General features: G+C 64.8%; 19 protein-coding genes. 8 read left to right on the forward strand and 11 right to left on the reverse strand.

Annotation, left to right across the window (positions count from 1 at the left end):
* Window positions 1–3 precede the first annotated feature (3 nt).
* On the forward strand, window positions 4–510 hold the full coding sequence (locus XH80_RS15595) for a VOC family protein (RefSeq protein WP_271599312.1): 507 nt from the start codon (window positions 4–6) through the stop codon (window positions 508–510).
* A gap of 3 nt (window positions 511–513) precedes the next feature.
* The gene (locus tag XH80_RS15600) at window positions 514–1893 is read left to right on the forward strand and encodes an amidase (protein ID WP_271599313.1); all 1380 of its coding nucleotides are present in this window, start codon (window positions 514–516) and stop codon (window positions 1891–1893) included.
* A gap of 43 nt (window positions 1894–1936) precedes the next feature.
* Here XH80_RS15600 and XH80_RS15605 read toward each other — a convergent pair whose 3' ends face one another.
* Genes XH80_RS15605 through XH80_RS15625 form a run of 5 tightly spaced genes read right to left on the reverse strand, consistent with a single transcriptional unit; the run spans window position 1937 to window position 7015 of the window.
* Window positions 1937–2968 (reverse strand): aromatic ring-hydroxylating dioxygenase subunit alpha, encoded by a 1032-nt coding sequence (locus XH80_RS15605; protein WP_271599314.1) that lies wholly within the window; start codon window positions 2966–2968, stop codon window positions 1937–1939.
* 18 nt (window positions 2969–2986) lie between these two features.
* Window positions 2987–4345, reverse strand: coding sequence for an amidohydrolase family protein (locus XH80_RS15610; RefSeq protein WP_271599315.1), 1359 nt, complete (start codon window positions 4343–4345; stop codon window positions 2987–2989).
* On the reverse strand, window positions 4342–5142 hold the full coding sequence (locus XH80_RS15615) for an ABC transporter permease (protein ID WP_271599316.1): 801 nt from the start codon (window positions 5140–5142) through the stop codon (window positions 4342–4344). Before XH80_RS15615 ends, XH80_RS15610 begins: the two co-directional genes overlap by 4 nt.
* Entirely contained in the window at window positions 5139–5987 is an 849-nt protein-coding gene (locus tag XH80_RS15620; RefSeq protein ID WP_271599317.1) for an ABC transporter ATP-binding protein, read from the reverse strand. Before XH80_RS15620 ends, XH80_RS15615 begins: the two co-directional genes overlap by 4 nt.
* A gap of 41 nt (window positions 5988–6028) precedes the next feature.
* Window positions 6029–7015 carry an ABC transporter substrate-binding protein gene (locus XH80_RS15625; RefSeq protein ID WP_271599318.1) on the reverse strand — a complete coding sequence of 329 codons (987 nt, stop codon included), beginning with the start codon at window positions 7013–7015 and terminating at the stop codon, window positions 6029–6031.
* A 263-nt stretch (window positions 7016–7278) separates the two neighbouring features.
* Between XH80_RS15625 and XH80_RS15630 the strand changes: the two genes are divergently transcribed.
* Window positions 7279–8073, forward strand: a complete 795-nt coding sequence (locus tag XH80_RS15630; protein WP_271599319.1) for a creatininase family protein — start codon at window positions 7279–7281, stop codon at window positions 8071–8073.
* Here XH80_RS15630 and XH80_RS15635 read toward each other — a convergent pair whose 3' ends face one another.
* From XH80_RS15635 to XH80_RS15655, 5 genes are read right to left on the reverse strand one after another with little or no spacing between them, the layout of a single operon-like run.
* On the reverse strand, window positions 8074–8919 hold the full coding sequence (locus tag XH80_RS15635; RefSeq protein WP_271599320.1) for an alpha/beta hydrolase: 846 nt from the start codon (window positions 8917–8919) through the stop codon (window positions 8074–8076).
* A gap of 45 nt (window positions 8920–8964) precedes the next feature.
* Window positions 8965–9549, reverse strand: a complete 585-nt coding sequence (locus XH80_RS15640; RefSeq protein WP_271599321.1) for an NAD(P)H-dependent oxidoreductase — start codon at window positions 9547–9549, stop codon at window positions 8965–8967.
* Between the two features lies 1 nt (window position 9550).
* On the reverse strand, window positions 9551–10936 hold the full coding sequence (locus XH80_RS15645; protein WP_271599322.1) for an FAD-binding oxidoreductase: 1386 nt from the start codon (window positions 10934–10936) through the stop codon (window positions 9551–9553).
* Window positions 10933–11760: a cysteine hydrolase family protein gene (locus tag XH80_RS15650; RefSeq protein WP_271599323.1), complete on the reverse strand. Its 828-nt coding sequence runs from the start codon at window positions 11758–11760 to the stop codon at window positions 10933–10935. The genes XH80_RS15645 and XH80_RS15650 overlap by 4 nt, the downstream gene beginning before the upstream one ends.
* Window positions 11757–12194, reverse strand: a complete 438-nt coding sequence (locus XH80_RS15655) for a cupin domain-containing protein (RefSeq protein ID WP_271599324.1) — start codon at window positions 12192–12194, stop codon at window positions 11757–11759. The genes XH80_RS15650 and XH80_RS15655 overlap by 4 nt, the downstream gene beginning before the upstream one ends.
* A 181-nt stretch (window positions 12195–12375) precedes the next feature.
* Between XH80_RS15655 and XH80_RS15660 the strand changes: the two genes are divergently transcribed.
* Window positions 12376–13278 carry a LysR family transcriptional regulator gene (locus XH80_RS15660; RefSeq protein WP_271599325.1) on the forward strand — a complete coding sequence of 301 codons (903 nt, stop codon included), beginning with the start codon at window positions 12376–12378 and terminating at the stop codon, window positions 13276–13278.
* An 87-nt stretch (window positions 13279–13365) separates the two neighbouring features.
* Here the strand turns inward: XH80_RS15660 and XH80_RS15665 are convergent, their stop codons facing one another.
* Window positions 13366–15741, reverse strand: a complete 2376-nt coding sequence (locus XH80_RS15665) for a glucose/quinate/shikimate family membrane-bound PQQ-dependent dehydrogenase (RefSeq protein ID WP_271599326.1) — start codon at window positions 15739–15741, stop codon at window positions 13366–13368.
* Between the two features lie 244 nt (window positions 15742–15985).
* Between XH80_RS15665 and xylB the strand changes: the two genes are divergently transcribed.
* The 4 genes from xylB to XH80_RS15685 all read left to right on the forward strand — a co-directional run bounded on the left by xylB (window position 15986) and on the right by XH80_RS15685 (window position 21154).
* Entirely contained in the window at window positions 15986–17431 is a 1446-nt protein-coding gene (gene xylB / locus XH80_RS15670; protein ID WP_271599327.1) for a xylulokinase, read from the forward strand.
* Between the two features lie 123 nt (window positions 17432–17554).
* Entirely contained in the window at window positions 17555–19078 is a 1524-nt protein-coding gene (locus XH80_RS15675; RefSeq protein WP_271599328.1) for a sugar ABC transporter ATP-binding protein, read from the forward strand.
* Window positions 19071–20111 carry an ABC transporter permease subunit gene (locus XH80_RS15680; protein ID WP_271599329.1) on the forward strand — a complete coding sequence of 347 codons (1041 nt, stop codon included), beginning with the start codon at window positions 19071–19073 and terminating at the stop codon, window positions 20109–20111. The genes XH80_RS15675 and XH80_RS15680 overlap by 8 nt, the downstream gene beginning before the upstream one ends.
* 95 nt (window positions 20112–20206) lie before the next feature.
* Window positions 20207–21154, forward strand: a complete 948-nt coding sequence (locus tag XH80_RS15685) for an ABC transporter substrate-binding protein (protein WP_271599330.1) — start codon at window positions 20207–20209, stop codon at window positions 21152–21154.
* The last annotated feature ends 129 nt before the right edge of the window (window positions 21155–21283 follow it).

A 21283-nucleotide genomic window follows, 5' to 3' on the forward strand; every position in this document is an offset into this window, starting at 1 on the left:
GAGATGACCGATCTGCCGCTCGCGACCGTCCATGGTCTCTATCACATTGCGATCAAGACCGATGATCTCGCCGCGACCAAGACGTTCTGGACCGCAATCATCGGGCTGCGCGAATTTCCCCGGCCCGATTTCGGCTATCCCGGTGCCTGGCTCGGCTGCCCCCAGCCGGGCGGGCTCGGCATCATCCACGTCTATGCCGGCGGCCCCGCGCTCGGCCCCGAAGGCAAGGCGCCATCAGGCACGGCGGCGATCGATCACGTCTCGCTGTCCTGCTCGGGCTATCGCTCCTATGTGGCGCGCTTCAAGGCCGCGGGCCTCGACTGGCGCGAATTCATCGTGCCCGGCACCTCGCTGTGGCAGCTTTTCGTCTACGATCCCTCCGGCGTGCAGCTCGAGCTGACCTTCGAATCATCGGGCGAAGGCGAGGAGAAGCCGGACGTGTCGCCAGGCCGCAAATATGTCGCGGGCGCGAGCTTCTTCGACAAGGCGACCTACCCGAAACTCGGCTGATCCATGAACGATCGCGCTCCGCTCTGGGCCATGTCGGCGTGTGAGTTCGCGCGCGCCTTTGCGGATGGCCTTTCGCCACGCGCGGTGGTCGAGGCGACGCTCTCGCACATCGCCGCGACCAATCCGCGCCTCAATGCGGTCGTGACGCTGGATGCTTCAGGCGCGCTCGCCGCCGCAGATGCAAGCGCGCGGCGTTGGCGCGACGGCAAGCCCGCAAGCGCACTCGACGGCGTGCCTGTTACGGTCAAGGACAACATCCTCGTCGCGGGGCTGCGCGCAACCTGGGGGTCGAAGCTCTATTCCGACTTCGTGCCCGATGAGGACGAATTGCCGGTGCGCCGGCTGCGCGAGGCCGGCGCCATCATCCTCGGCAAGACCAACGTGCCCGAATTCACCGTGCACGGTTACACCGACAATGCGCTGTTCGGCACCACCGGCAATCCCTGGGATCCGGCCCTGACACCGGGTGGTTCGAGCGGCGGTGCGGTGGCGGCGGTTGCCACCGGCATGTGCGCGTTCGCGCTCTGCACCGACGGCGGCGGCTCGATCCGGCGCCCGGCCGCTCATACCGGCCTCGTCGGCTTCAAGCCCTCGCGCGACACCGTGGTGCGCGGCAAAGGTTTTCCGGCCATCCTGGGTGAGTTCGAGGTGATCGGCCCGATCGCACGCGGCGTCGAGGATGTTCTCGCAGCCATGGAGGTGATCGCTGCGCCGGCGTGGCCGCGCCTCCTGGCTGCGCCGTTGCCGCCACGGCCGCGCATCGCCTATGCGCCGACATTTGGCGGAGCGCCCGTCGACCCCTTCATTCGCGACGTGATCGAACGCACGATCGCGCAGGCTCGCTCGCTCGGCCTCGACGTTGAGACCCTCTCACCGTTCACGCTGGCCGATCCGCTTGATGCGGTGTGGCCCGTGATCAGCCAGACCGGGGTCGCCTGGCTCCTGGAACAGCATCCGGGTTGGCAGGGCCAGGTTAGTCCCGCCATCGCCGAGATGGAGGCGGCCGGGCGCCGCCTGTCGGCGCGCGACTATCTCAATGCACTTGACCAGGTCGCAGCCTTGCGCCGGTCTTTCGATGCGTTGTTCGCGCAGTACGATTTCCTGATCACGCCGTGCGCCGCCGCGATGCCGTGGCCGGCCGCCGAATCCCATCCCCCCGTCATCGACGGCCAGCCGGTCGGGCCGCGCGGCCATGCCGTGTTCACGGCGATCGTGAACGCGCTCGGCCTGCCTGCCATGTCGCTTCCCTGTGTCATCCCCGACGGCGCGCTTCCTGTCGGACTTCAAGTGATCGCGGGCCGCGATCATGATGGCCCGCTGGTGAAATTTGCTCGAGAAACTGAAGGCCGGCTGTTCGTGCACCGATGGCCGAATTCGCTCTGACGGGCTGGTGCGTAACCACTCGGCAAACGGCGGACATCAGCAGTCACTGTGCCACGGCGACCGGCTTCGGAACTTCTTCCTCGTCATGCTCGTGCAGCAGGTCGAGCAGGCGCTTGCGCATCAACATCCCGGGACGGTCGGATGGCATGTGCTTCTCGATCTTGCGCCCCATGTCGACGATCGCGTCCGGGTCGGTCGATTCCAGGATGTCGCGATCTTCTGCGATGATCGCGGCATCCCAATCGATCAGCTCCTGCGTCGAGCAGTCCGCTTCGGTGTCGTTGCGGAACAGGAGCTGCACCACCTGGATCTTGCCGTCGGCGATCGGCGTTGCGCAGTTGAAGATGATATGGCGGATGCCGGAGGGATATTCCATGTCGAGCCGGCGGCAGAACGGCATGAACCATTTGTTGCGCATGTGCCGCTTGGTATAGGGTTCCGTTGTGCCGGAGATCTTCGCCGCGACCGGCGGGTTCTTGACGGTGACAAGAGTTTCCGCCTCGAAGCCGTAATCGGTCTCGACGATCTCGTATTTCTCCGGCCGCGGTTGGTCGATGTCACCGAACGTGTTCTTGTGCACGAAGGCGAAATGCGCGTTGTCGAACGAATTCTCCATCAGCCGTAATGCTGCGGTGTTCCACGTATCGTAGAATTGGAAGATGCGGCGATAGGCGGGATCGCCGTCCTCCGGAATGTCGGGAATATCGCGGAGCGGCTCGTCCAGCGCCACCCAGACGTAACCGTAGCGAGTCTTCGTGCGGAACGCGCGCGCCTTGGCGTCGGGGATCGGTTGCTCGAATGGAAATTGCGGGATCATGACCAGCCTGCCATCGCGATCGTATTCCCAGCCGTGATAGCCGCAGACGATGTTGCCGTTGCGGCACCAACCCTTGGAGAGCTTCGCGGTGCGATGGCAGCAGCGATCCTCCAGCGCCGCGGGTTCACCCTTGGCATCGAGAAAAAGCACGATCGGCTCACCGAGCAGCGTGAAGGGCTGCGGCCCGCCCTCGAGCTGTTCGATCCGCATGATCGCGTACCAGAAGCGGCGAAGCACCGGTTGTTTGGTGACCAGCATGAGGTGTCTCCCGAAAATTCAGGCGGCGATGCGCGTCACGACGCGCGCAGCGTCCGATCGAAGTCGAGCAAGGTCGACGCCGGGGATGGCACCGTCGTTAACGACGGTCCGCCCGCCAATCAGCAGATGACGCACGCGGGCGCCGCCGCACGTCACCGGTGCGACCAGGAGATCATGCATGCCGAAATGGCGCGGCTGGTCGAGATCAAACACGGCGATGTCCGCCTGCTGGCCGGGCACAAGCGTGCCGACATGCGGCAGGCCCAGCACCCGAGCGCCGCCGGCGGTGGCCCAATGCACGACCTTTTCGGCGGTGACGGCATTCGCCCCCTTCACCGCGCGATGGGTGTGCCAGGCGCTGTGCATCTCGCAGACCATGTCGGCGGCCTCGTTCGAGGCAGCACCGTCGACGCCCAGCGACACCGCGCCGCCGAGCGCGGCGAGGGCGTCGGCCGGCGCGACACCGGACCCGAGCCGGCAGTTCGACTGCGGGCAATGCGCCATGCCGGTGCCGGTGTCGGCGAGAATCTTCACCTCGTCATGGTCGAGATGGACCATATGCGCGTACCAGATATCGGGGCCGAGCCAGTCGTGGTCGGCGAGCCAGTGCACCGGGCGTTTGCCGTGCACCGACATGCAGAAGTCGACATAGTCCGACGTCTCCGACAGGTGGCTGTGCAGCCGCAGCTTCATGCGCCGCGAGGCGGCGATCACTTCGCGAAGCTCACCCGGGTCCAGTGACCAGGTCGGCGTGGTCGGTGCCATCGCAACCTTGGTGAGACCGGCAGGAGAGGGGTCATGAAAACGCTGGGCGCAGGCTTCGACCGAGGCCAGCATGCGCTCGAGCGGTTCGATCGGCGTCGGTGCTCCGTCGCCGCCGCCGACATGGCTTGTCCTGGTGCCGCCGCCGCGGCAAAGCACCAGCCGCAGCCCGAGGCTGCGGGCGACTTCAAAGATCACCGCCGCCGGATCGAAACGATAGGTATCGCTGAACAGGTAGTGGTGATCGGCCACGGTCGTGGTGCCGGACAGCAGCAGCTCGGTAAGGCCGATGCGGGCCGCGACCGCCAACGCCTCCTCGTCGATCTTCGACCAATAGGCATAGGGCACTGACCGCAGCCAGCCGGCTAGCGGCTGATTGATGCCGGCTTGAACCCCCTTCAACACGCTTTGGAACAGGTGGTGGTGGGTTGAGATCAACCCGGGATAGATCACGCAACCGGAAGCATCCAGCGTTCGTTCGCCGCTCTCCGGCGCGAGCGCGCCGATCGCCGTGATGACGCCGTCGCGGATCCGGATCGATCCCCGGGTGCGCATCGCGTCGCCGGCGAGGCCGGTGAAAATCCCCTCGGCGTTCTCGATCAGCAATGCGCTCATGCTTCGGCTCCGATCTCGCTCTCGTGCCAGTTCGACAGCGCGAGCCTGGACAGTCCCACCATCGCGCCGAACAGCACTACTCCGGTTACGGTGATCAGGAACAGTGCGGCGAACATCCTGGGAATGTCCAGCTGGAATCCGGCATCGAGAATTTCGTAGGCGAGTCCCGATGAGCGGCCGCCGGTGCCGGCGACGAACTCGGCGACCACTGCGCCGATCAGCGCGAGCCCGGAGGAAATGCGCAGGCCGCCGAAGAAGTACGGCAAAGCGCTGGGAATCCGCAGCCGCACCAGGGTTTTCAAGCGGGTGGCTCGGTTCATGCGGAAGTAGCTCGCGAGCCCCGGATCGACGCTGCGCAGGCCCAACGTGGTGTTGGAAATGATGGGAAACAGCGCCACCAGCGTCGCGCACACCGTCAGCGAGAGTTGCGTGTTCTTCACCAGGATGATGATCAGCGGCGCGATCGCCACGATCGGCGTCACCTGCAGCAGCACCGCATAGGGAAACAGGCTGATCTCGATGGCGCGGCTTTGCACGAACATGAACGCGATCAGCGTTCCCAGCACGACCGCGGCGGCGAACGCCTGTAGCGTGATGCGCAAGGTGATCAGCAGTGCGCGCAGCAGCGACGGACCGTTCTTGATCAGGCTCGCGAGGATGTCGCTCGGTTTCGGAAACAGATAGACCGGGATCGAGCCGAGGCGGCAGCCGATTTCCCAGACCGCTAGCAGCACCACGCCGACCGCGAGCGGTGCTGCGATTCGCACGAAAGTCTCCGATTGCAGCAGCGGCCTCATGGCGCAGCTCCCGTTGCCGACGGCAACGACGCTTCGGCGAGCCAGGTCGACAATTCGCGGCAATAGGCGGCGAACCGGGCGCTGTCGCGGAACTCCTGGCTGCGGGGTTGCGGTTCATCGATGGTCATGGTGCGGAAGATGCGGCCCGGGTTGGCGGCGAGCACCACGATGCGGGTCGACAGGAACACGGCTTCATAGATCGAGTGGGTGACGAACACCGTGGTCAGCTTGCGTTCCCACCACAATTTGATCAGATCGTCATCGAGCTTGTTGCGGGTGAATTCATCGAGCGCGCCGAATGGCTCGTCCATCAACAGCAGGTTCGGCTCGGTGGCGAGCGCGCGTGCGATCGACACCCGCATCTTCATGCCGCCGGAGAGCTGGCGTGGGTAATGCCGCGCAAAGGCGGAGAGGCCAACCCTGGCGATGGCGTCGCTGACTCGCGGATCGGCCTTGCCGCGTGGCACGTCTGCGAGATCCAGCGGCAGCCGCACATTGGTGTCGACCCGCGCCCAAGGCATCAGGGTCGGCTCCTGAAAGACGAAGGCGAAGCCGCGACCGCCCTGGCCGACCTGGCCGAAATCGCCGCGCCACCACAAGATCCGTCCGTCCGATGGCTGGAGCAAATTGGCGATCAGCTTGAGCAATGTGCTTTTGCCGCACCCGGACGGGCCGATCAAAGTGAGGAATTCCCCCTCGGCGATCGTGAGGTCGACCGGCGCCAGGGCACGGGTACCGTTGGCGAAGACCTTCTCCGCGGACAGCACTTCGACCGCCGGCGGACGATCGCCGGCGTGACGCGCGGTGTGGGCGTCCAGGGGGTCGCTGGGCAAGGGAGCGTTCATGCGAGGCGTCTTCGTTGGGGCATCGTCACGGGGTCGCTGCACTAGAAGCCGATCTTCAGATCCTTGACGAAGCGATCGGTGAACGCCTTTTGCCATTCGGTCTTTGGATCGAGCAGGTTTGCGGCGACCAGGAAGTCATAGGTCTGCTTCCATCGCGCTGTCGTCATGATGCCGATTCCGCCGGTGGCGGCATCTCCGCCATCGAGTGCCTTGGTCTGTTTCAGCTTGTCGATCGCGAATGCGATCTGGGTCTCGGTCATTTTCGGGTTGTCGGCCTTGATCAGGCCGTTGCCCGGCTCGGGGTTCTTGAGATAGTCGCGCCAGCCCTCGAGCGAGGCCTTGACGAAGCGCGCCACCACATCGGGCTTCTCGGCGAGCATCTTCTCAGTGGTCACGATCGTCGAGCCGTAGGGCGGGTAGCCGCCGTCGGCGAACAGGAAGTATTTTACCTTGACGCCCTGCTGCTGCGCCTGGAACGGTTCGGACGAGAGATAGGCTTGCTGCGACACCGTGGGGTCGGCGAAGAACGGTTGCAGGTTGAACGTGTAAGCGCGGATCTGGTCGTCGGTGTAGCCATACTTGGCCTTGAGCCACGGCCAGAACGTGGTCCGCGCCGACCCAGAAATCAGGATCGGCTTGCCTTTCAGGGCAGCGAGATCTGCCACGTCGTCATGGGCCATGATGCCTTGCAGATCGAACTGGAACGAGGACGCCACCGTCACCAGCGGCAGCCCCTGTTCGCGGCCCTTCAGCACCTGGATGTCGTAGCCCATCATGAAGTCGGTCTCGCCGGCCAGGAGGAGCTGCGATCCATTCACCTGCGGTCCACCCATCTTGATGGTGACGTCGAGCCCGGCTTTCTCATACAGCCCTGTCGCCTTGGCCTGGTAGAAGCCGCCATGCTCGGCCTGCGCGAACCAGCTGGTCAGGAATGTCACCTTGTCGGCGGCGGTCGACGGGGCGACGAAGGCCGCGCAAGCCGCGGCAACGAGCAGGGCTCGGGACACGATGGTCATGAAGGCGTTCATGGCAACCTCGGTGTGATTTCGATCGGGTGGAATTCCGATGGCGGGCGGAATCCCGGTGCAGCGTTCCCGGCAATGCAAAAGATGCACGCGCCGTGTGTCATCCGGAAGCATTTTGATTCGAGGCATACGTTGCCTTTTAGGCAACGCACAAAAGCCCGGGGAACGCGGCTTCGCACACCATTGTCAACGGCTCTGTGATGCCATAGTCGACATCATGGTCGTGCGCACCGCAACGGCGCGGTGCGGCGTGAAAGGAGCCGAACATGGACAAGCCACGCCGCCGGGTCTGGTGGGACGAATACGCCTCGCGTGAATTCGAAAGCCTCGATCCGGAAAGCACCATCGCCGTGCTGCCGATCGCTGCCATCGAACAGCACGGGCCGCATCTTCCGGTCGGCGTCGACGCTGCGATCAATCGTGGCATGCTCGAGACACTGATCGAGCGATTGCCCGATGACCTCAATATCCGGATCCTGCCGATCCAGCAGGTCGGAAAATCCAACGAGCATCTGCGCAGGCCCGGCACCCTGACCCTGCCGGCGGCCACGCTGATCGAGGCCTGGACCGAGCTCGGACTATCGGTCGCGCGCGCCGGCCTGCGCAAGCTCGTGATCGTCAACTCGCACGGCGGCAATGACGAGGTGATGGGCATTGTCGCGCGCGAATTGCGGGTGCGCGCCGACATGCTGGTGGTCAAATCTGCCTGGTCGCGGCTCGGCAAGCCGGCCGGCCTCTACAGCGAACGCGAGCTGAAATTCGGCATTCACGGCGGTGACGTCGAGACCTCGCTGATGCTGCATTTCCGCCCCGAACTGGTCGACATGGCGCGCGCACAGGACTTCCGGTCTGTTGCCGAGGACGACGAAGCGGCGTTCGACCATCTCAGGCCGACTGGATTCATCGCTTATGCCTGGATCGCCGGCGACCTCAATCCCGACGGCGCGGTCGGCGAAGCGCACAAGGCCACCGCCGACAAGGGACATCTGACCGCCGAGCACGCCGCGCGAGAATTCATCAAGCTCCTGTACGACGTGAAGGCGGCGAAGCTGCCGCGCTGATCAACCGCGCTCGAACAGCTGCCGGATCAGGGTCGTGATCCGGCCGGTCGGCGAGCCCAGCGTGAGCATGATCGAGAAGTGGTCGGCGCCGGGAATTTCCTCATAGCTCACCGGCAATCCATTGATGGCGCGGTGGGCAGCCATGTCGGCGGTCTGCTGGCGCAACATCGGCAGTTCAGCCGCGCCGACGACCAGCGCCAGCGGCACCGAAGGGCCTGCCGCGTGGAGCAGCGGTGAATTGCGCCGCGACATCGCCTCGTCGAGTTTCAGCTTGATGTTGAGAAAGCTGTGGCGGATCGGTTCGAGGTCGAAGATCCCGCTGATCGCTATCCCCGCCTTGACGCTCGGATGCGACAGCGCCATCGTCGCCAAATGTCCGCCGGCCGACCAGCCGGACACGACGATACGGTCAGGGTCGCCACCGAGCGCCGGAAGTCGTTCAACCAGCGCGTCGAGAGCCCGATGGATCTCGGCAACAATCTCGTCCAGGGTCGCCTCCGGCGCCAGGGTGTAGCCGATCAGCGCGACGTTGATGCCGTGAGCCATCGGTCCTTCGGCAAACCAGGTGACGGTTTCCTTCGAGCGCATCTGCCAGTAGCCGCCGTGGATCAGCACCAGCGTCGGTCCGCCATCGGCCGCCTTCAGGAAGTCAATTCGATTGCGGTCGCGTGGACCGTATCTCAAGTCGAGATGCGCGGGATGCTTGTCCCGCACGGCGGCCGAGCGCTGCTCCCAGCTCGCGACAAGCTCGGCGCTGCCAGGGACGGCGGCGCTGTTGTTGAGCCCGAGGTCGCGCTGCTCCTGGCTCATCGAGCGCCAGTTCGTCTCGCCGAAGATCGTCGCCATGAGATGTCCTTGAATGCCGTTGGTTGCGAATCCGCAGCGAGCAACTCAGAGCCGCTCCATCGCTCGGCGGACCTCCGCGAGAAAGCGGCGGCGCCTAACTGCGGTCGCAATGTTCATATGGTACAGCGCATGATAGCGCACCTTGGCTTTGAAGCCAGTGAACCAGGGCAGGTAGCGCGTCACGATCTTGCGCGGCGGATCGGCCATGGCGATGGCTTTCCAGCGTGGGCGGCCGTAGGTCGAAATGCCGCTGATGCGCCTGATGTGCTGGAGCTGGGGTTTCACATGTGCCGGGTCGGACAGGTCCATCGCGATGCCGGGGCCGAACATCCGGTCGAACCAGCCCTTCAGCATGGCCGGCGGACCGAACGACCAGGTCGGAAACTGCACCACCAGCGCCTCTGCCGCCATCAGCCGGTCGACATGGGCCTGATTGTTGGCACGGTTGCGCGCGGGATCGTGATAGTCGCGCCGCCGCTCGGCTGTCAGCACGGGATCGAACCCCTCCGCATAGAGGTCGAGCAGGTCGACCGCATGCCCGGCCTGCGTGAGTCCGGCGAGTGCCTCGCGACGGATCGCGGCGTGGAAACTGTCGTCCAGCGGATGGCAATAGACGTACAGCACGCGCACGTCACGGCTCCGCCACGAAGCTGCGCATCTTGCCTGGATTGAGCAGGCCGTAGGGATCGACCTCGCGCTTGAAGCCGAGCTGATCGACATCGACGCGCTTGTAGCGGCTGCCGTCCTCGACCGTGTACACGTGCGGATTGGCGATATGGACATCGTGCGCCTCGTGCAGGCGGATGATCTCGTTCAGCCGATCCGCGTCGCGGAACCGCACCACCGGCAGCCCGCTACAGGTCAGCTCGCCGTTGAAACGGATGAATTCGAGATGCTGCAGCACCTCGTCCGGAAACATCGTGCGCATCTCCTCGACCTTCTGAAGCAACTGGTCATGGGGGTACAGGCATTGCAGATAGGTCACGGTGCGATCGCTCTTGAGCACCTGCAGGGTGGTATGGTTCCAGGTGTATTCGTACAGCGGCACCTTGCCGGGGCCATCGTCGGTCGGCATCTCCAGGGTGATGGTGCCGCGGCCGCCGAGCAAATTCCTGAAGTCTTGCATCGAGCGCTCGGCGATCATCGCGATCAGGATGCTCTTGCCCTCGGGACAGCAGGATTTCAGCGCGCCAAAATAGGACGGCAGCGGCCATGTAATGGGCGACAGCAGCTTCTTGACGATACCGTCGGAAAGAGCCGCCGTGTGGCCGAATTCGACCGCGTCCGTGAAATGGTCGAAAGCGACCACCACGTCGATCCATGGCCATGCCGGCGCAAGTGGCATCTCGAGCGCGGTGATGATACCCGTGGTGCCGTAAGCACGGTTGATCTTCTGCGCTGCATCGCCGCGGAGTTCGATGACGCGGGGCTCCGGCTCCACGGTGACGATGCGCGCGGCGAGGATGTTGCCGGGCTCGCGCAGGCCGCCATGGGTGATCGAGCCGACGCCACCGGATCCGCCGGCGACGAAGCCGCCGATGGTGGCGGTGCGCTTGGTGGAGGGATGCATGCGCAGCTCATAGCCCGAAGGCTGTGTCGCGGCGTCGATCGCATTCATTTTGGCGCCGGCGCCGACACGGATCTGCTCCGGTCTGATCCATTCGATTGTGTCGAGCGCGGTGATGTCGAGTAGCACGCCGCCGGCGAGCGGCACGGCCTGGCCATAATTGCCGGTGCCGCCGGCCCGCACCGTCAGTGGCACGCGGTGACGTGCGCAGGCGGCGGCAACGCGCACGACATCGGCCTCGTCGCGCGGCGCGACGATCAGATCGGCAGACTTGCCGTTGAGCTGATCGTTGAGGACCGGGCTGTACCAGAAGAAATCGCGCGAGCGCCGGCGCACGATGGTGGGATCAGTCACGACAGGGATATCGCCGAGAGCGGCGAGCAGCGATGCCAGTCTGTCCGTCGAGGGATGCCGGTTGGAGGCGACGTCAAAGGGCGTGAGATCGTTCATGGCGCGCTTGACCTCGGCGATCGCGGCCCGCGGCCGGCGAGGGCAGCGGCAAGGAGGGGCGACTCCAGCATAAAGCCGAAGCATTGGTTCACGTTGTAGATGGTCGCAGCCATGCAGTATTCCGGTGAGGTGGTGGCCGCACAGTCGCGCAGCAGCATGCAATCGTAGCCGCGGAAGTTGGCGTCCTGCAGCGTGCACAGCACGCATTGGTCGGCATTGACTCCCGCAAACAAGAGCGTCGTGACATTGAGGTTGCGCAGGATGCTGTCGAGTTCGGTGTCCTGGAACCCCGACATGCGATATTTGGCGACATGGATGTCGGTGGATTCGACGGTCAGCTCTTCGACAATCGAAGCCGACCAGCTGCCGCGCTCCAGCACCCGCGCGCCGGAGCCCGGCAACCGGTCGCCGAGGCCGACGCCCGTGCCGGACGGCTTGTAGACATGCAGCAGAGCCGGGCTGAGGTTGAGCCGATCGGGCCGGTTGCCCCAATTGAGCCAGATCACGGGCACGTCGACATCGCGCAGCACCGGCAACAGCCGCTGCAGCGGCGCGATCGGCGCGCGTGCCGGCGTCACGTCGACACCGATGTGGCCAAGCCAGCCGTCGGGATGGCAGAAGTCGTTCTGCATGTCGATGACGATGATGGCGGTGCGCGCGAGATCGAAGGTCACGAGCTTGGCGCCGGCGTCGATCGTGACTGGCTGCGGCACGACCGGCGGCCTGACGAGATTTGCCTGGGTCGCGGAAACGGACCAGCAGTTGCGCGCGCTGGCGCCGAGTGGCGTGAGATCGTCGACCTGATGGAGGCGGGTGTTTGTCATCGTTGAACCGCCAGATCGCGCCCCTGCAGCACAGCAATGTCATCGGGCTCGACCTCGACCGGTTCGCCACCGCGGATCAGTTCGGCAAAGCCTTCGTTCGGTGTCATCACCGTCAGGCAATACAGCTTGCCGGCCCCGGTGTTCTCGATCACATGCTCGGAGCCGGGATGCAGCAGCAGCGAGTCGCCCTTTCTGATCGGCACTGTCCTGCCGTCGCAGCGCGCGATGCCTTCGCCGTGCAGCACATGGAAGAATTCGTGCGCGGCCGCATGTTCATTGGGCGGCGTCGCACCGCCAGGCCGGAAGATTTCGATGACGAAGATGTTGTCGATCCGGTCGCTCTCATGATCGAACAGCATCACGAAATAGTTGGTGTCAGTCGGCGAGATGCGGAAGGCCTTGGACTGGGCGAGGTTTGCGACGCTGAACGCCATGAAGGAGGACTCCTGATTGCGGTCGGCTCGACCGTGCGGGGCCTGCACGTGACGAGCCGTGCCGGATTCAGCACGCCGGAAGGCTTGCATAAAAGCGCTTTATTTCGCAAACACCGTTGCCTTTGAGGCAACGTCACAGCATGCTCCGGGACCACGCTGTTTTCCGAGCAGGAGCAAGGGGATGCTGCACAGCCGCCTGTTGACCTATGTGGACGAGGTGGCGCGCACCGGATCGATCCGAAAGGCTGCGAGCCATCTCAACGTCGCGGCCTCCGCGATCAGTCGCCAGATTCTTGCGCTCGAGACCGAGCTCGGGACGCCGATTTTCCAGCGGCTGCCGCGCAAGCTGATCCTGACTGCGGCGGGTGAAGTCCTGGTCGGCCACATTCGCCAGACCTTGAAGGAATTGACCCGCGCACAAGGCAAGATCGAGGAGCTGAAGGGTTTGCGCCGGGGCGAGATCACGGTGGCGATGATGAGCGGTCTTGCCTCGAACCTCGTGCCTGGCACCGTCAAGCAGTTTCGCGTCTCCAATCCCCGGGTGCGGCTCTGCCTCACGCTGCTGACCACGGGCGAGGACATTCAATCCGCGGTCGCCAGCGGCGAAGCCGACCTCGGCATCGGCTTCGATTTCACCCGCGGCAGTCATCTGAAGGTGCTGGCCCGCGCCGCCGGCAAGCTCGGCGCGGTGATGGCGCCGAGCCATCCGCTTGCCAAGCGTAACCAGATCCGGCTCAGCGACTGCGTCGACTATCCCTTGGTGATCGCCGACGGGTCGACCGTGATCCGGCCTTACCTCGATTCGGCATTTGCGAAAGCTTCGCTGGAGCCGCTGCCGATCATCGAAACCAACGCCATCGAGATCATGCGCCACGCTGCCATTCTCGACAATGGCATCACCTTTCTCACGCCGTTCGACATCGAGTTCGAGCGGCGCCTCGGCCGCCTCGTCTATGTGCCGGTACGCGAGTTGGCGCACGAGACGCAGACACTCATGCTGATCGGCCACGAGCGCGGGACGAGCGCGATCGCCAGCGTGCTCGCGGAAATGCTGAAGGCGATGATGCGCGAGGCCGCGGCGTGAGCGACCGGGCATCACCGGCAGCCATCGCCGGCCGGGTCGCAGCTTCACACGCCCCAGGCGCGCCTCGGATAACGATGCCGCAGCGGGTCAATCCTTCAACGTATAGGCGATGACGTAGTCGCCGCGCTTGGTGCCGAACGAGCCGTGACCGCCGGCCGCGGTGACGACATATTGCTTGCCGCCGGCCTCGTAGCTCATCGGTGTCGATTGGGCGCCGGCGGGCAGGCGGTCTTCCCAGAGAACCTTGCCGTCGCGCACGTCGTAGGCCCGGATCGTGTATTCGTAGGTGCCGGTGTAGAACGCAACCCCGCCGGCGGTCGTGATCGGCCCGCCCAGCATCGGCACGCCCATCCGGAAAGGCAAAGGCAGCGGCGTGGTGTCGCGGATCGTGCCGTTGGGATGCTGCCAGACGATCTTCATCGTCTTCAGATCGATCGCCGCCATCGAGCCCCATGGCGGCCGGTAGCACGGCACGGAGAGGGGCGAGAGGAAGCTCTGGATGTCCACCCCGAACGGCGTGCCATACATCGGCTGCGTGCCGACCTCGCTGCCGACAGGCTTCTCGGCCGTCGGCGCGGGAGGATTGCCGGGACCTCGCGGAATGAGCTTCGAGACGAACGGCAGCGACATCGGGTTGGCGATGGCGACCTGTCTAACCGGATCGATCGCGATGCCGCCCCATTCGAACATGCCGAGATTGCCGGGAAAGACGAGCGTACCCTGCAACGAGGGCGGCGTGAACGTGCCCTCGTAACGCAGCCGGTGGAACATGATCCGGCACAAGAGCTGATCGAAGATCGTGCCGCCCCACATGTCCGCGCCGGTCAGCTTCGCCTCGGGGCGGAACGTCAGTTCGGAGAATGGTTGCGTCGGCGCGCTGCGATCGCCGGGCGCGGCGCCTTGCGGCACCGGGCGCTCCGACGCGGGCACGATCAGCTCGCCGGTGCGTCGATCGAGCACGAAGATGTTGCCCACCTTGGTCGGCTGGATGATCGCGGGAACGATGCCCTTGGCCGTGGTGACATCGACCAGGCTCGGCTGCGAGGGAACGTCCATGTCCCAGAGGTCGTGATGCACCGTCTGGTACGACCAGACGCGCTTGCCGGAGTTGACGTCGAGCGCAACGATCGAGCTGGAATAGCGCTCGACCAGGGCATTGCGATTGCCGCCCCAGATGTCGGGTCCGTTATTGCCCGTCGGGATGTAGATGAGGTTCAATTTCGGATCGAACGAGGCTGATATCCACGAATTCGGCGAGCCGTTGGTGTAGTGACGCGTCGGCGTCGGCAACTCATTTTCGTCCGCTGCGCCGGAGTCCCAGGCCCAAACCAGCCTGCCGGTGTAGACGTCGAAGCCGCGGATGACACCGGAGGGCACGTCGACCCCATAATTGTCGATCACTGCCGCGGCGACGACCAATATCTTGTCGCTGACCACAGGCGGCGACGTCGGCTCGAAGAAGCCCAGCGTCTTGATCCCCATGCCTTGCTGGAGATCGAGGCTGCCGTGATCGCCAAAGCTCTCGCACGGCCTGCCGCTGTCGGCATCGAGCGCGATCATGCGGCCGTCATTGACCGGCAGGAAAATCCGGCGGAGGCATTCGCCGGGCGCGGGAGCGCCGCTGCTGTCGACGGCACCATCAGCGGTTTCATGATAGGAGACGCCGCGGCAGGTCATGTGCTGGAACGTCTTGTTGAACACCAGCCTGGGATCGTATCGCCAGCGTTCCTTGCCGGTGCTGGCGTCGAGCGCGAACAGCACCTGGTGCTGTGAGCAAAGATAAAGCGTGTCGCGGACCTTGATCGGGGTGACCTCGAAGGTGGTCTCGCCGGAATCCTCCGGTGTCGGCATGTCGCCGGTGCGGAAGGTCCAGGCGACCTTGAGCTTGCCGACATTGTCGGGCGTGATCTGCTGCAGCGGCGAATAGCGCTGTCCGAATTGCGTGCGTCCATACGCCCGCCAATCGCCATCCGGCTGAGGGTCGGCTTCGCTTTGCGGCACGCTCGATGCTTGCTCGGCGATCGTGCCGTTGCTGTCGTGATAGCTGGACAGAAGCGAGATGACGAGGACGACCGAAGAGGCGGCTACGCCGATCCACAATGGCAGCGTCGCGCTTCGGTACGACACCGGCTGGTCTCGCAGCAGCCCGCGAACGATCACGGGCGTGAGCAGCCAGAGCGCCATGGGGAAGACGATGTCGCCCCGCGATGCCAGCGGCCACCAGTCGAACCGCACCTCCGAGATGGCCCACGCCACCGTGGCGACCACCACGATCGCGAACAGCCAGAGCGCCTGATGGCGCTGTGCCAGCAACAACGCGGCCGTCACGACAATCCCGGCACCGAGAACAAGGTAGAAGATGGATCCGCCGAGCGTGGCGAGCCAGAGGCCGCCGCCCGCGAGCACCAGACCGATCAGGGCATAGACGAGACCTGTGACAAAGACGGCCCTGGATCGCTGCATGGTTGCTCCGGCGGGGCAAAAAGATCGAGCACTGTCCGGTGCAAACGCAGCAGACGGCGCCGAGTTGCAGTTACTGTGGTCAAGTCAACCACAGCTGGCAACCTTCGACTGCTGCGTCGATGCAACATCCGCGGGCAAAAAGTTGCGATCCGATGTGATAAGTCTTTGTTCGGAATTGCGCGCTCGTTGAATACGATCATTGTCGTGTCTTAAGGACTCGCAATAGCCGGGAACCACATCCGTCATGTATCTGGGCATCGATCTCGGCACCTCCGCAGTCAAGACCGTTCTGGTGGACAGCGCGCAGCGCGTGATCGCGAGCGAGAGTCGAGCGCTGACGATCGCCTCGCCGCAGCAAGGCTATTTCGAGCAGGATCCAGCGCAGTGGATCGAGGCGACCTTTGCCACGCTGGACGCCCTGAAGGCCTCGCATGGAGAAGAGCTGGCGAGGGTCGAAGGCATCGGGCTGTCGGGCCAGATGCACGGCCCGACGCTGCTCGATGCGAACGACAGGCCATTGCGGCCCTGCATCCTCTGGAACGACGGACGCTCGGCCGGGGAGTGTCGCATTCTGGAGCAGCGCTGGGCCGCCTTGCGCGCGATTACGGGCAACAAGGCGATGCCCGGCTTTGCGGCGCCAAAGCTGCTCTGGATCGCAAAGCACGAGCCCGAGGTTTTTGCGGCGACGCGGCGCGTGCTGTTGCCGAAAGCCTATCTGCGCCTCGTTCTATCGGGCGAGGCCGTCGAGGACGTCTCCGACGCATCGGGATCCCTATGGCTTGACGCGGCGCGCCGGGACTGGTCGGATGCGGCATTGGCCGCGACCGGCCTGTCGCGCGCGCACATGCCGCGCCTGGTGGAGGGGTGCGCGCCGGCGGGTTCATTGCGCAGCGAGCTTGCAGAGCGTTGGGGCATGGTTCGCCGGCCGGTGATCGCGGGCGGCGCCGGCGACAACCCCGCCGGTGCCATCGGCATCGGCGCGATCCGTCCCGGAACTGCATTCATCTCGCTGGGAACCTCAGGCGCCTTGCTGGCGCCATCAGACCATATTGCGACAAACCCGGACCGGGTGGTCCACACCTTCTGCCACGCAATCCCTGGCATGTGGATTCAGGCCGGCGCCATTCTCTCGGCGGCGTCGTGCCTTGCCTGGGCTGCGCGCCTGTTCGGCGTCCCTGAAAGCGAACTGCTGGCGCCGCTGGGCCCGCGGGCGCAGGCGCCGTCGCCCGTGAGCTTCCTGCCATATCTTGCGGGCGAGCGGACACCGCACGATGATCCCGTCGTGCGCGGCATGCTCGATGGGTTGAGCCACGGCACCGACCGCACGGCGATCGTGCAGGCCGTGCTGGAGGGCGTAGCCTTCGCGCTGGCCGATTGCAGGGACGCGCTTGGCGATGCCGGCATTGCAGTGACCGAGGCCGACGTCATCGGCGGCGGTTCGCGGTCCCGGTTCTGGCTGTCGGTGCTTGCAAACGTCTTGAATGTTCCGATCCATCGCTTCGCCGAAGGCGAAACCGGCGCGGCGTTCGGTGCGGCGAGATTGGGGCGACTTGCTGTCACCGGCGAGGCCGTCGCAGACGTCTGCACGCCACCGCAACGCGTCGAGACTTTCGAACCTGACCCCGTGCTGGCTCGGGCCTATGCCGAGCGGCTTCCCGCCTGGCGCCAGCTGTATCGGCCACGCCACTAGCTTCGCTTTGGTTGCGCATTTTGACCTGTTCGCTGTTGCCCTGTGCGGCGGCCTTTTGTTTAATGCGCAAAACCGCGCCCGACGAGGCGCGAACAGGAAACGCATTGTGCGCCGGGAGGCACGATGAACGAGCCGATCCTCGAGATGCGAGGAGTTTCAAAATCCTTTTTCGGCATCAAGGCGCTGCGTGCGGTTGACCTGACGGTCTATGCCGGCGAGGTCCATGCCTTGATGGGCGAGAATGGCGCCGGCAAATCGACCCTGATGAAAATCCTGTCGGGGGCCTACCGGCCCGATCCTGGCGGCGAGATCCGCATCGAAGGCAAGCCGGTGCATATCCACGGTCCGCTCGGCGGTCGCGCCGCGGGTATCTCGATCATCTATCAGGAACTGTCTCTGGCCCCCAATCTGAGCGTTGCGGAGAATATTTATCTCGGCCGCGAGATGTCGCGTTCAGGTCTGCTGGCGCGCGGTGCCATGCGCGAAGGTGTTGGCCCGATCCTGGAGCGGCTGGGCGCGGATTTCACACCGTCGACATTGGTGGCGCATCTTTCCATGGGGCAGCGCCAGCTCGTCGAGATTGCGCGTGCGCTGCACGCGCGCTCGAAAATCCTGATCATGGACGAGCCGACCACGGCGCTGTCCGCCGGCGAGAGCGAGCGGCTGTTTGCGCTGATCCGGCAACTTCGCGCCGAAGGGCTTGCCATCATCTATATCTCGCACCGCATGGACGAGGTCTATGCGCTCGGTGACCGCGTCACCGTGCTGCGCGACGGCCGGCTGGTCGGTTCGCTCGGCAAGCAGGATATCCGCGCCGATGCCATCGTCCGCATGATGGTCGGGCGCGACGTCTCCTCCTTCTACAAGAAGGATCATGATCCCGAGGCCGGGAAGGGGCATCCCGTGCTGACGGCCACCGACATGGCGGATGGGCAGCGTGTCAAGGGCTGCTCGTTCACCGTCCATGCCGGCGAGGTGGTCGGGCTTGCCGGACTGATCGGCGCCGGCCGCACCGAGCTTGCGCATCTGATCGTTGGTGCCGCACCGAAGATTTCGGGTCGTCTCGAACTCGAAGGCCAGCCGATCGACATCCGCACGCCCGGCGAGGCGCTCGAGGCCGGCATCGCCTATCTGACCGAAGACCGGAAGGCGCTCGGCCTGTTCCTCGACATGTCGTGCCTGGACAACATCAATCTCGCCGTGATCGGACGCGATGCCAAGCTCGGCTGGTTCCTGGACCGCGACAAGGCACGCGAGCGCGCCGACAGGGCGTTTGCTGGACTCAGTATCCGCGCCGCCAATCCCGGCGTGCCGGCAGGAGGCCTGTCCGGCGGCAATCAGCAAAAGGTGTTGCTATCGCGGCTGCTCGCCATTGCGCCGAAGGTGCTGATCCTCGACGAGCCGACGCGCGGCGTTGACGTCGGCGCCAAGTCGGAGATCTATACCATCATCGACAATCTCGCCAAGGCCGGCACCGCCATCCTCGTCATTTCGTCCGATCTGCCAGAAATCATCGGTATCTGTGACCGCGTCCTGGTGATGCGGTCGGGGCATATCGCAGGCGAGGTCAGGCGAACCGAGACGGCGCCTTTAACGCAGGAAGACATCATGGCCCTCGCCACGGGGACGGAGCATCTCGATGCCTGACAATGGATCGACGCAGGCGAAGGCCGCGACCGTAAACGGCACCGCCGCTGCCGAGGCAACGAAGCGCCAACGCATCAGGCTCCTGATCCGCGCCGCCGGCATGCTGCCGGTGCTGCTACTGCTGTGCATCGGTTTCCACTATCTGTCGGATGGCCGCTTCTTCACCGGACAGAATCTCGGGATCGTGCTGCAGCAGGCTGCCGTCAACACCGTGCTCGCCGCGGGCATGACCTTCGTCATCCTCACCGGCGGCATCGATCTCTCGGTCGGCTCGATCCTGGCAGCCTCGGCGATGGCGGGCCTGACGGTCTCCAAACTGCCCGAGATGGGGGCGCTTTGGCTGCCGGTCGCTGTGCTCACCGGCCTTGGCTTCGGCATCGTCAATGGCGCGCTGATCGCGCTGATGCGCCTGCCGCCCTTCATCGTCACGCTGGGCTCGCTCACCGCCGTGCGCGGACTGGCGCGTCTGCTCGGCGCCGACACCACGGTGTTCAATCCGTCGATTCCCTATGCCTTCATCGGCAACGGCTCGCTGACGCTGATTCCGGGCGTCGCCTCGATTCCCTGGCTGTCGGTCATTGCACTGCTCGTCATTCTCGTGTCGTGGGTGGTGCTGCGCCGGACCGTGCTGGGCGTGCACATCTATGCGGTCGGCGGCAATGAGAGCGCCGCGCGGCTTGCCGGCATCAAGGTCTGGGCCGTGCTGACCTTCGTCTATGGCGTATCAGGGCTTTTCGCAGGCCTTGGCGGCGCCATGCAGGCGGCGCGGCTCTATGCCGCCAACGGCTTGCAGCTCGGACAAAGCTACGAGCTCGATGCCATCACCGCGGTCATCCTCGGCGGCACGTCTTTCGTCGGCGGCATCGGCTCGATCTGGGGGACGCTGGTCGGCGCACTGATCATCGCAGTGCTCTCGAACGGCCTGATCCTCGTCGGCGTCTCCGACATCTGGCAATATGTGATCAAGGGCCTGGTGATCATCGGCGCCGTGGCGCTGGATCGCTACCGGTTGCAAGGCTCCGCCAGGACTTGAACGGTTTTAAGCGCATCTGAGCGCATGGTGTGAAATTCGGTTGCGGCAACTGGTCTGCCGCGCCCGGGGATGAAGACAGACCAGGGAGGAAGACAATGTTGAAGATGACCATGCTCGCCGGCGCCGCGATGGCGCTTGCCCTGACTACCGCGCCGGCCTCTGCCAAGGAGCTCAAATCGATCGGCGTCTCGCTGGGCTCGATGGGCAACCCGTTCTTCGTCGCGCTGTCAAAGGGCGCCGAGTTCGAGGCCAAGAAGACCAATCCCAATGTGAAGATCACCACCGTCGGCTTCGAATATGATCTCGGCAAGCAGGTCACCCAGATCGACAATTTCATCGCCGCCGGCGTCGATCTGATCCTGCTCAACCCCGGCGATCCCAAGGCGATCGGCCCGGCGATCAAGAAGGCGCAGGCGGCGGGCATCGTCGTGGTCGCGGTCGACACCGCGGCCGAAGGCGCCGATGCCACCGTGACGACCAACAACGTCCAGGCCGGCGAGATCGCGTGCCAGTACATTGTCGACAAGCTGGGCGGCAAGGGCGACGTCATCATCGAGAACGGACCGCAGGTCTCTGCGGTGATCGACCGCGTCACCGGCTGCAAGAACGTCTTCGGCAAGAATTCCGGCATCAAGGTGCTGTCCAGCGACCAGGACGGCAAGGGCTCGCGCGAAGGTGGCCTCACCGTTGCGCAAGGCTATCTGACCCGCTTCCCCAAGATCGACGCCATCTTCGCCATCAACGACCCGCAGGCGATCGGCACCGATCTCGCGGCCAAACAGCAAAACCGCAGCGGCATCATCATCACCGCGGTCGACGGCGCGCCCGACATCGAGGCCTCGCTGAAGGATCCCGGCTCGCCGCAGATCCAGGCGTCGGCCTCGCAGGACCCGTTCTTCATGGCGCGGCGCGCGGTGCAGGTCGGCGTCGGCATCCTCAATGGGCAGAAGCCGGCCTCGACCGTCGAGCTGCTGCCCTCGAAGCTCGTGACCCGAGATAACATCGGGGATTACAAGGGCTGGACCTCGGACCGTTCGCAGTAGAACGGCTGCATTGGGCGGCGACCTCTTGCGGGGTCGCCGCCTTCGCACGGCGGCGCGTTTCGGCATCGTCAGCCCCATTGGCACAGCGACTGCGTGAGCGGCGCAAGGCGCTCCCGTCAACGGCCGACC

Origin of the sequence: Bradyrhizobium sp. CCBAU 45384, from assembly GCF_028128665.1 — a bacterium.
Taxonomy (GTDB): Bacteria; Pseudomonadota; Alphaproteobacteria; order Rhizobiales; family Xanthobacteraceae; genus Bradyrhizobium; species Bradyrhizobium manausense.